This window comes from Calothrix sp. FACHB-168 (assembly GCF_963889195.1).
GTDB lineage: Bacteria > Cyanobacteriota > Cyanobacteriia > Cyanobacteriales > Nostocaceae > Aulosira > Aulosira anomala_A.
This window is the reverse complement of record NZ_CAWPNJ010000064.1, coordinates 1-11013: the sequence shown is the minus strand read 5'-3', so window position 1 is coordinate 11013 and position 11013 is coordinate 1. Positions and strand designations below refer to the sequence as shown.

General features: G+C 41.8%; 8 protein-coding genes. 2 read left to right on the top strand and 6 right to left on the bottom strand.

The window, feature by feature from the left end:
* Positions 1-14: 14 nt before the first annotated feature.
* Positions 15-1100 carry a hypothetical protein gene (locus tag AACW45_RS31725; RefSeq protein ID WP_190636936.1) on the bottom strand — a complete coding sequence of 362 codons (1086 nt, stop codon included), beginning with the start codon at positions 1098-1100 and terminating at the stop codon, positions 15-17.
* A 312-nt stretch (positions 1101-1412) separates the two neighbouring features.
* On the opposite strand from AACW45_RS31725, the gene AACW45_RS31720 reads away from it, so the two are divergent.
* Both AACW45_RS31720 and AACW45_RS31715 read left to right on the top strand, forming a co-directional pair.
* Positions 1413-1697, top strand: a complete 285-nt coding sequence (locus AACW45_RS31720; protein WP_242045798.1) for a hypothetical protein — start codon at positions 1413-1415, stop codon at positions 1695-1697.
* A 97-nt stretch (positions 1698-1794) separates the two neighbouring features.
* Positions 1795-4293, top strand: coding sequence for a DUF3987 domain-containing protein (locus tag AACW45_RS31715; RefSeq protein WP_190636934.1), 2499 nt, complete (start codon positions 1795-1797; stop codon positions 4291-4293).
* A 1509-nt stretch (positions 4294-5802) separates the two neighbouring features.
* On the opposite strand, the gene AACW45_RS31710 is transcribed toward AACW45_RS31715, so the two are convergent.
* The 5 genes from AACW45_RS31710 to cpeB all read right to left on the bottom strand — a co-directional run bounded on the left by AACW45_RS31710 (position 5803) and on the right by cpeB (position 10734).
* Positions 5803-7008, bottom strand: coding sequence for a class I SAM-dependent methyltransferase (locus AACW45_RS31710; RefSeq protein WP_190636932.1), 1206 nt, complete (start codon positions 7006-7008; stop codon positions 5803-5805).
* Between the two features lie 74 nt (positions 7009-7082).
* Positions 7083-7700: a HEAT repeat domain-containing protein gene (locus tag AACW45_RS31705; protein WP_190636931.1), complete on the bottom strand. Its 618-nt coding sequence runs from the start codon at positions 7698-7700 to the stop codon at positions 7083-7085.
* A 421-nt stretch (positions 7701-8121) separates the two neighbouring features.
* A complete protein-coding gene (locus AACW45_RS31700) occupies positions 8122-9411 on the bottom strand; it encodes a HEAT repeat domain-containing protein (RefSeq protein WP_190636929.1) in 1290 nt (429 codons plus the stop codon).
* A gap of 196 nt (positions 9412-9607) precedes the next feature.
* Complete coding sequence (gene cpeA / locus AACW45_RS31695; RefSeq protein WP_190550640.1) at positions 9608-10102, bottom strand: C-phycoerythrin subunit alpha; 495 nt, start codon at positions 10100-10102, stop codon at positions 9608-9610.
* A gap of 77 nt (positions 10103-10179) precedes the next feature.
* Positions 10180-10734: a C-phycoerythrin subunit beta gene (gene cpeB, locus AACW45_RS31690; protein WP_096577369.1), complete on the bottom strand. Its 555-nt coding sequence runs from the start codon at positions 10732-10734 to the stop codon at positions 10180-10182.
* Between the last annotated feature and the right edge of the window lie 279 nt (positions 10735-11013).

Here is an 11013-nt window from a genome sequence, read left to right as displayed (position 1 = left end):
CATATTAAGAAATATTAATCCCAAACCCAAACGATATGTCCCCACTCATCAATAGTTCCTTTTACTTTTCTAGGACTGTTTGTGATTTTTCCGTTCGTTTCTCGCTTTTTGTAAGGTTCTCCACTCCGCCAATCGAATTCATCTACAAAAAGTTCTTTACCTTTAGTAAAAGCATTGAGGTATTTTTCTAAATATGGTTCTAAGTGCTTGTTATACCGAGAAGTAATTTGCGATCGCATTGCCAATAACCAATAGGCGTTCCAACCTGCCTCTTGCAAATACTTAAGGTATTCTTCCTTCTTTTTTGAGTAATAAGCATTATCTAGAGACGACTCTTGCCAAATTGCTTCTTTGAGCAGGTAAGCACGAGTAGCGATATTATCTCGCTGCATTCTTTTTGTAACCCATTCCCAATCTTGGTTATATGGACCCAAATGCCATATATATAGAAAATCTTGTTTAAGGATATCAATAAAAAGTTCTAAAGGATGACTAAACCCATAGTTAATTTTATTCTTTTTTGCCCATTGTTTTATATATTTCTCACCTTTCAGTAAAATTTGGTAGCAAGCAATATCTATCTCTCTAGTCATTTTAAGGTTATTAATGCTGCTTTCTGGCAAGTCATCAACCAGAACACCTCCTTCTGCGAAAGGATCTTGTATTAGTCCAAGTAATTGTTGCGCTATAACTACTCCTCTCGCTTGCCAAAAGTAATGTAGCGTTTTTAGCCAATAAAATTGGTTTTGATTCTTAGGCAGAACCGATGCAGTTAAAGGAATTTCACCTATTGCTTTAGCAATTTTAAAAAACTCTTGCCCTTTCAGTGTATCTGGTATGTAAATAGGGAGGTGTGGAATCCAACGACGCTTAATTCGCAAAAGCTCATCATTTTTTCTTGCAGTATCAAGCCATTTCTGTATTGCTGTTTGAATGAATGGATGCTGCTTCATCTCAACAGAAAGAGATAACAAGTTTTCTGGAATCAGGATTAGTGGCAGTTCTTGTAAAGCTTTAGGTGCTTTAATATACCGTCTTGTTAAAGTTGAGGATTCAACATTAGATGGTGTTTGATATTTAAAAAAAAATAATTTTTGCATTTGATGTGTGTATTGACTATGTAACCAATATTATTGCCATTGTTCAGCCATATACCATAAATCAGCTTAAATTCATATATTGTAATAATAGTTTACAGGTTTGAATTGATTGTTAGATTAGAGATTTTTAAGGTTATTTTGAAAAAAAGCGAGGTTTTAATATTGTATTTGCGCTTAAAAAGCGTGCAATAAAATAAGTAGAAACCTCTAAATATCTAAGTTTCTCACTCGAATATTCCCAATCAAGAAATTATTCCTATATGAGAGTAGAGATTATCTTGCTAATTACTCTAATAGTCAGGAAAGTTTACTATGCCTACACCAGCAAATGATTATATGTCTTTCTCTTTCTGCAACAAAAACATTTTAGCCCAACACATTGGGTATAGTTCACATACCCTAAAAGCAATACGGCAACGTGGTGAATGGATTGAAGGAATTCATTATGTTAAAGAGAATTCAAGAACAATTCGCTATAACCTGGCGCTTTGCCTTCATTGGCTTGCCAATAAGCACAACCCAGACGCGCATCAAAAAGAGATTGCACGCTATTTGGCAAGTTTAGAAGTACAAAAGACTCGAAAAGGTAAAAGGTGATTCTTATGCTCCTTAAAAGAGACACTGCTATTTCAAGGCAGTTTCAATACTATTCCATTAAACCTGCTCATGGAAACTACAAAAAGAGGAATTAAAAATGGATGAAACCCACAAAGAAGCGATCACTGCTAGTAACAGCGATCGCCAAAGTACAAAAAAAATTTCTGCTCATAATTCTAACACCAGTAACACAATAAAGCCTCAGCAACTTCTTCAGAATATGAAATTACTACCTGAAGATTGGGCACTTGTTGCAGTGGGAAATAATAAAGCTCCATTCGGGAATAACTGGCAAAATACTCCTTTGACAACACAGGATTTTGAAGCAGCAGTTGAAACTGGGTGCTTCAAATGCCTAACAGTGGAAAAACAGAAAGAAGGACTTATTAAACCCCCTGTTTCCTGGTGGTTTGCAGTTGGAGTTCTGTGTGGCACCCCATCACAAGGTTTACTGTTTGTTGATCATGATGGGGCAAGTTGTGATGCTCTGATTGAGAAACTTTCAGGACAATCTCTGGAAGAGGCATTACCAAAAACAGTTACTGTGACATCAGGTAGAGAAGGACGTTATCAGTCTATTTATCGAGTACAAACACAGTATTGGGAACAGATAAAAACACACAAATTTAAGACAGATATCCAAGGAGAGGATGGTAAACCCGAACAACTGGAATTTCGTTGGGATGGCTGTCAGTCTGTTGTTGTTGGGTATCATCCTGTTACAGGAACTTATCAATGGTCTTTAGGTAAGTCACCTGTGGAATGTGACATTGCAGAAGCTCCTATGTGGATGATCGAGCAGATGCTGAAGAATAAACCTCTGCATCAATCCACTCAATTGAAATCCCAGACCTTAAGTATTTTAAAAACATCGACTGATAAGGATTTGGCTTTGTCTTACCTTAGTGCAATTCCTCCAACAGAAGACTATGATACGTGGATTAAGGTTGGAATGGCTCTACACTCTGTTAGCCAAGACTTGTTACCGGAGTGGGATTACTGGAGTCGAGGAGCTAGTAACTACGAAGAAAATGCCTGTGGGAAGCATTGGAAATCTTTCAAATCTGGTAAAGGAGTTGGGCTAGGCACATTAGGATTATTAGCTAAACACAATAGCTGGCAAACTCCATCTACCCCTAGCAGAAGTGAGAACAAGGTTGATCCACAATCTTTATCACTATATCTTGAAGAATCAGAAGATACAGAAGAACTAGTTCAAGAGGTTCAAAGCTTCCTGAAACTAACTCAACAAGCTGCACCTGTTCAATCATTACTTTCTTCGCATCTGACGATTCCGTTGACACACCTCGCCAAACGTTTCAATATTCCACTAGAAACTTTTATTGGGGTTTTGTTACCTGTTGCAGCTTCTTTATTAAGAGTTAATACTTGTATTCAAATTGATGCTACTACAAACTTCCGTCCACCTCCAATTCTGTGGATGGGTTTGGTTGGGGAGACAGGTGCTACAAAATCGCCGATTTTTAATAGTATATTGAGTCCGCTTGAAGAGTTGCAGGCAGATGCTGAAGATACTTATCAGCGTGAATTAGCACAATATAAACAAGAATTAGCTACATGGCAGAAACTTCCGAAGGATGAAAGAGGGGATATGCCAACTGAACCATTTCCAAGGGAGTATTACCTTCAAGATGCAACTATGGAGGCGATCGCTGATTGCTTGAGCAAGCAAGCAAATCGAGGAGTTATTCTTGCGATCGATGAATTGGCAGGATTCTTTGCTGGGTTTAATAAATATCGCTCTTCAGGTCAAGGTAACGATCGCCAGATATGGCTGTCTGCTTATAATGGTCAATCTATCAAAATTAACCGCAAAACTGGACCTAGAGTATCTATATCTCGTACATCTGTAAGTGTGGCAGGAACAATTCAGCCCTGTGTTGTGCAAAAGCATATGGGTGATTTAAACGAAGACGACGGGTTTTGGTCTCGATTTCTGTGGATTCTGTTACCGTTAACTAAAATGCCACGACCATCTCAGGAAGCAACTCATAACCTCTCAGCATTGCTTCAAACCCTCTACAAAAACTTAGAGAAATTGGCTCCTAAGACTTACCAACTGGATCAACGTGGACAAGAAATTTGGGGGGATTGGCATGACTGGTGTGAACAAGAGAAATTTACCGAACCAAATTCTGCATTGAGAGCCATTTATCCAAAAGCAAAAGAAAGAGCAGCTAGAATTGCTCTTATTATCCATTGTGTGAATGCTGTTGTTGAAGATCGCACACCGGAAATTATCGTGGAAAGTGAGTTATTAGAAGCAGCGATCGCATTTACAAAGTGGTTGATTGGTCAAGCTCGTCTTATTTATGCTGACTCTGGTATCACAATTTATCCAGATTCATCAAAAATTAGTCGATTTGTAGAGCGCTTTCAAAAAAAGGATTGGATTAGTGCAAGGGACGTTACTCACTGGTCATCAAGTCGCGAGAAACTAACTGCTGATGCAGCTAGAGCATTCATGAAACAGGTTGTTGATTTGGGTTATGCCGTTGACAATCAAAAGTCCGGTAGAGCTTACCAAATCAAAATCAAACATAACTCCGGTAACACTGGTAACAATGTATCTTAACTGCTTTGTGCAATAGACTTTGAAGCTGGTAACAAGAGTGCTAACAGACTGGTAACAGAAGGTAATGTAAGGCTTGAATGCCTTAATGGTAATACATCTGATGACGGTAACAATACTCGTCAATTATTTAACAATGAGGAGTATCCTGTTACCGTCGTTCTCTCTTGGTTCAACTGACCTAATATCAAAGGGTGCAGTAAGTACAGGAAAGGTTGTTACCCAATCGTTACCAAGTTTGTTACCACTCTAGAAGGTTTCTCTGCCAAAGAACATACGGGATTTTGTTACCAAGTTACCAAGTTACCAACTTAATGTGTTAGGTGGGTGATCAAGCGTGTTTGAAGCCTCACAATATTTTCAATCCAGGGAGAAATTTATTATATCTAGAGGGTTATTGCACTTGCGTATATTTGTTCACTGAAATTTTTTCTGGGGTAAAACTGGGGTAAAAATTTATTTGAACGCTTGAAATGTCTATAAATACGTTTTTTTGCGAGGTCTGCAAAACCTCCATCCCCCGGTTCAAATCCGGGTGCCGCCTTTAATAAAATCAAGCCTTATAGAGTCGGAAATGCAGTCCGGCTCTTCTTTTTTGGAGTAAAGTTGGACAACCTGGACAGAATCTTCTTCAAGTCACAGAAGCGCTAGCGAGGAACGAGCGTCACCCCCTTATGTTGCTGCGCTTACATCCCCATCCCCAAGGGGATGGGGATGTAAGCGCGATCAAGAAAAACAACTTTAACTCTGATAAAATTCTCATGCTGCAAGTATAATTATTTACCGAAACGTCGTAATGCCCCTCCCTACTGCGTTGAGGGAGGGGATGTAAGACGGACGACGACGATTACACCTGCGAGCAATATCAATCGTTAGATTGATTAGGGAGTGGGGTGGATGATAGCGGAGCGTAAAGCCTTCTCTTCAAGAGGCTTCGCCAACGGCATAGCTTCGCTTAGAGCGAGTCATCGAGCGTCGGAGTCGTCAACCCTTGGACTTGGCAAAGAGTCGATCCAGTCTTCAATAAGTTGAGTGACATGGTAAGATAAAAATGGTCGTTGACCCTCCCGACTGTATGGACATCAGACAGGCTAACTTCAAAGTAGTAAGACTTGCCGCAGCAACATCAGAGATCGGGGAAAACGCGAGTCCTGCTGGTCAGCCATTGCTGTAAATCCAAGACAAACGTATCGTAGAACAATTAATTGCCAGTGGAAGATGGGCGACTGCCTGTGGACGCTGTGTAAGACCAAGTTGAACACGGGAGCCAGTGCAGTCTTGGGGTTTCCCCAAGTAAAGCATCTGGCGTGTTTAATGAGGCAACGGCGGTTGAGACGGGAAACCCTGAAGACGAATAAGACCGTCTTTGTGCTAGTTGAAATTGGAAGCCCCAGTTTCAGCCGAAGGCAAACTGGGGTACTTCACGATAGTGTCAATGGACAAGCGGCAACATTTTAGTTGGATTCTGAACTAGCGGCAGAATTCTACTTTAAATAGTGGAGAAAACTCACTCTATTTAAGGACAAGCTCTATTCTGGAAGTTAGAAGAATGATTTGCTGTTTTTGGAGCGATCGCACATCTGCTAAACTCGCATCTACTGACTGCAAAATTTGCGCTGTTGTCTGATTTCCATCACAGGCGAGGAGAAATTGCCACTCGACATCATTTAAACGCACAATTTGATAGTCTTGATTAAAGAATTGTTGACTATCTCGCCATCCCTGAATGCAAGGACTAGGTTCCGGTACAGCAGACATTAGCTTAGTATCTGATGCCCAATCTTCTTTATTAATGGGGTTGCGTCCTAAGAAAAACTCATAGTGAGTAATTGCTTGGGGGTCGAGGATTTCAATTAACCGATAACGTTGGCGATCGCTTAAATTTTGAGAACGTTCAATTAACTCTGGTGCTTTCCCAATCAAGCGTTCTAAATCCCACACTTTGGGATTAGAAAAGCCGAGAAATTCTAACCCCGACGCATCGATTAATTCAAATACTGTATTGATGTTGTAATCAATTTCTTGGGGATGGACATACATATCTGCAAAGTAACCATCTCTTTGATTTTCCCAAGACCAGCGTTCTTGTTCGCGTTTGCGGAGGCGGTTATCTTCTGGTAGTGCAGCAAATATCTGTCTTCCTACTGCGACACCATCGGTGTAATCGCCGCGTTTTTCACCTTGCAAAAGTGCGATCGCTTCTTGCATCAATTTAATTTCCCAACGTCCCAGTTCCCCATACACAAAAATGTGCATTATACCACCAGGCGATAGTTTTTTCGCTAAAGCTTGAATTCCGCGAATGGGGTCAGGGGTATGGTGCAGAACTCCCACACAGTTAATTAGCTCAAATTCACCAGGAAGCTGTTCCACATCAAACAAACTCAGATGATGAAATTCTACCCTGCTTGCTCCTGATTTTTGACAACGTTCTTGAGCTACAGCTAATGCGCCAGCACTCAAATCAATACCCACAACAGTCGCATCGGGATTGAGATGGACTAAGTATTCTGTTCCCACCCCCGTACCACAACCAGCATCAAGAATGCGGACATTGGTTTGTGGGGGTTTTTGTCCGGTACAAAAGTTATACGCCGTCAGCCAGTTCCAGCGCCAGTTATAACCAGGAGGCGGTTCATCTAATAACGGTTCTGGGGGGAAGGGATAGGTATTGTAGAGTTTGGCGACTGCTGCACTAATTGCTTGGGAATCTGACATCGGGGGAGAACATTAATTTGTCATACAGTTTAATTATCCATGTCCTGAAGATGCGATCGCATCTCTCAAGAACATTATTTTTCCCCTCGCTGAAACTTCATTGTCATTTCTAAGCGAGATAATGCGCTAATAGCCGACTCGCGCACGTAAGAATCGGTTGATTCATTGTCAATTAGAGATTGTAAAACCTCTACACCTCGGCTATCGCCAATTGAGCCAAGAGCATTGACTATCGAGATTCCTAGCGCTGGATTGTCTGTAGTTTGCAATGCTTCAATCAAAACATCAACTACAGGAGAACCAATTTCACCCAAAGCCATGACAGCAGCAATATGTACTACAGGATTGGGATCGTTAAGAGCAGTTTTTAAACCCTGTACGCCTTCTGCTGCGAAGGGAACATCTGGATGATTAATGGCGACTTGCGCTAAGGCTTTAGCCGCACTACCGCGAACGGTGACATTATCGCTATTAAGTAACGCTTCTACTAAAGGATTTATCGCATCAGGGCCGATCGCACCTAAGGCTTTTACTGCTGCTCGGCGATAGGTGGTATCCTCTTCATCGAGAATACTCATCAACCGGGGGATAGTTGTCTCATCAGGATTTTCCGCCAATTCCCACATTGCTTGATCCCGCAGGTGGGGGTTGGGGTGTTTCAGTTGTTGGAATAATTCTTCTGTTGTCGGCATTGTTTTTAATTAAAAGATAATTAGTATTAAGTAGGGCGGTGCAATTAAACAGAACTGGCAAGGGCTGTCATTAGTCATTAGTCATTAGTCATTGGTAAGGGTTTCAAGGTAATTTACGTTTCGTAACATAGTTTGGTTTTTTCTACCGACTTACTTACAAAGGAAAAATCAGATTTAAACACATTTCATTGATTTGCCTAAATCCCAACTTACTATAAATTGGTTTCCTTGAAGGATAGGAGATAAACCTCGTCCATTTTGAAACTAGGAGTAGTGCGGGCAGCGTTCGACTGAGCGCTCACGCCGAAGTCTTGCCTGCTACTACCACCAGGGAGCAAGATGCTCCCACTACTTTTAAAACTATGGTTCTCAAAATAGATGTGGTTTAAGCGATCGCTATTTGGGATTTTCACTGGGAAAATTAGGCGGTAATTTCTTGCTTTTTCAGGGTTATTGAGGCTTTAGCAGCAATTAGCCAATCACTATCTTGTGTTAGTTGCTCGTGTCCACTGATATCGCCTAGTTTCTCCAGCGCCATCAACGCTGCATACTTGAGATCCCAAATTTTGGTTTCTAAACAGGTTTTTATTTCCGGGATGGCTTTTGCATCTCCCAGTTCAGCAAGTGCGATCGCCGCAGCAGCTCGTGATTTTTGAAACTGTGGTTGTTTGTTATGCAAAGCTTCCACTAGTAAATCGTAGGCTGGAGCATGTTTTAACCATCCGAATAGCTTCATTACATGGAAGTGGGCACCATAATCATTATTCGCTTCTGCTGCATAAGTGGCAAATAAAGCCTCCGGTGCAGCATCGGCATAATGCTCTAATATAGTTTTGGTGGCTAAATAACAACGACCAAAGTCGGTTTCATACAACTCGCGGATCAAATTTTCTACGCTCGGAAGGCGATCGTAACTATGCACCAAACTCAAATCCTGGGGATGATCGTATAATGTCTGCTCTAAATAAGGTTGAACTTTGGCAAAAGTAATTGCACCGGTAGCGATTCCCGCTTCTGCTAGAGTGCGAATTCCCCGCAGTCGAAACACCAAAGAGACTGGACATTTTGCAATCTGAGGAATGGCATCATAATACCGCGCATCCATCAAATCTTGGATCGATAAACGTCGCCCTAAGACATTGCGGTGTTGTAACATCGCCACCACTTTTCCCATCTGGGAATAGTCTCCAGTTAAGCGACAAATTGCGGCGATCGCAGCACTAGCTGTTGGTGGATCGTTATCATTGATGAATTTGCGAATCCGTTCTAAGGCTGGTTCATAATTAAATTTAGTTAATGTATGAATAATTACCCGATATGTTTGCCCTGGCTTATCGAGTAATTGCGCCACTTCTTCTAATATATGGTGGTCTTGAGTGCCAATTTCCCCAATTGCCCAGACAGCATTTTCCACAGTATAGCAGTCATCATCAAACAGGCATGTACGGATAACTGGTAAAGCTGTTGCGGCTTTGAGTCGTCCTAAAGTCTCCACTGATTTACGCCGAACGATCCGATTATCCAACGAGGGGTCAGTTTGCTGCACTGCACGGATGAGTGCATTGATTGACTTTTCTGTAGGGAAATTGACTAAATGAGAAGCTGCAATATAGCGCGAATCATTTTCACTCACTTGGTTTTGGGGAGTATCCAAAAGCGCGATCGCTTGGTCTTCTGTGAGATTAAATAAATTAAAAAAGCGTTTATCCATAATATATAAATCTTAGCTGCTACTGGTTCAGCTATAACCAATGACAAATGACCAATGACAAATGACCAACAACAAAACAAACCCAGAGATTCTGTGCTAATACTCAACCTTCACAGGCAAAGCAAACAGCCAAGAACCTCTAGGTTTGTAGGGTCACAATTTAGCCTCGCTACCAAATGACAACTTGGACAACTGACTAGGAGAGAGAGTTAATAGCGTAGTCTAGTAAAGCATTGTATTCGGTCAATGCTTGAGCAGACATATCGCGAGGCGCACAACCACGGTTACGAGCAAAGCTTAAAGCTTCAACGTAAGGAGCGGTGGGTAAGCCTAAAGCGCGATAAACTTCGCGTTGTCCAGCAATACCCCACTCATCCAATGGGCCTGTACCACCAACAACTAAGCAGTATTGGATTAGGCGCAAGTAGTGCTTGATGTCACGAGCGCACTTAGCTTTGTAGGTATCGGTGGAGTTAGCTTCACCAGCGTTGTTCAAGTAAGGATACTTCTTGATGCAAGCGTTGTAAGCTTCGGTAGCAACTGCATCGATGTTGTTAGCTAGCTTTTCAGCAGCTTCCAAACGAGCAGATGCACGTTGAATAGAACCTTGTACGGATTCTAAATCAGAGGTGCTGGGGAAACGACCTGCAGCATCAGCCGATGCAATAACGGTGGTAACAACTGATTTCATTTCTTAATCTCCCAAAAGGCTTTTTATTTAAACTGTGTTGGATGTCAATCTGTTGAGTTAATGGCAAGTGGCAATTATTAGCTCAAAGCAGAGATTACGCGATCGAAGTAGCTAGAAGCTTCAGCAACTAAGCTAGCGCAACGATCTTCAACAACGGGGGTTCCCATCTTACGTAATTTGGCACCAGCACGAGCCTCGCTGGGGGTGTCTTGAATGTGAGCAGCAGCTTGAGCCTTCATGATTTGAACGGCACGTACTGTAGAGGTGGTGGGTACGCCTAGAGCAGCATAGGTTTCTTTCAAACCATTTAAGCAACGATCGTCTAGAACGGAAGCATCACCAGCTAGTAGAGCGTAGGTTACATAGCGTAAGATGATTTCTGCGTCGCGTAAGCAAGCAGCCATACGACGGTTAGGATAGCAGTTACCACCAGCTTGAATCAAACCTTGGTTTTCGCAGATCATCCCAGCAACAGCATCAGAAACCATGCAGCTAGCGTTACTTGCGATCGCATTTACAGCATCCAAACGTCTGTTACCACTGGCAACGAAAGCTCTCAGAGCAGCAATATCAGATACGGTAGAAGTGCTAGCATCTGCTGAAACTACAGCTCTAGAAAAAGCATCAAGCATTTCGCTCTCCTTAAAAATTGGTTTTCTCTGAAACTTGATTGCTTGTTCCCTGAACAAGACAATATAGAACATAAAAGATGAAAGCTATCTCAGTCTCAGTTATGAGAAACTAAGTAACAATCCTTAACAAACAAACCCCAGACAGGCTTGTTCTGTCTGGGGTTTGCAGATTAACTATTTAACCTAACTTGCGGGAAGTCCCCAGGTGTAGTTTACGGAACCTGGGGATGAAAGCAAGGGCTGCGACGATTGCATCTTTGAGCGTCAACAACCGTAGGT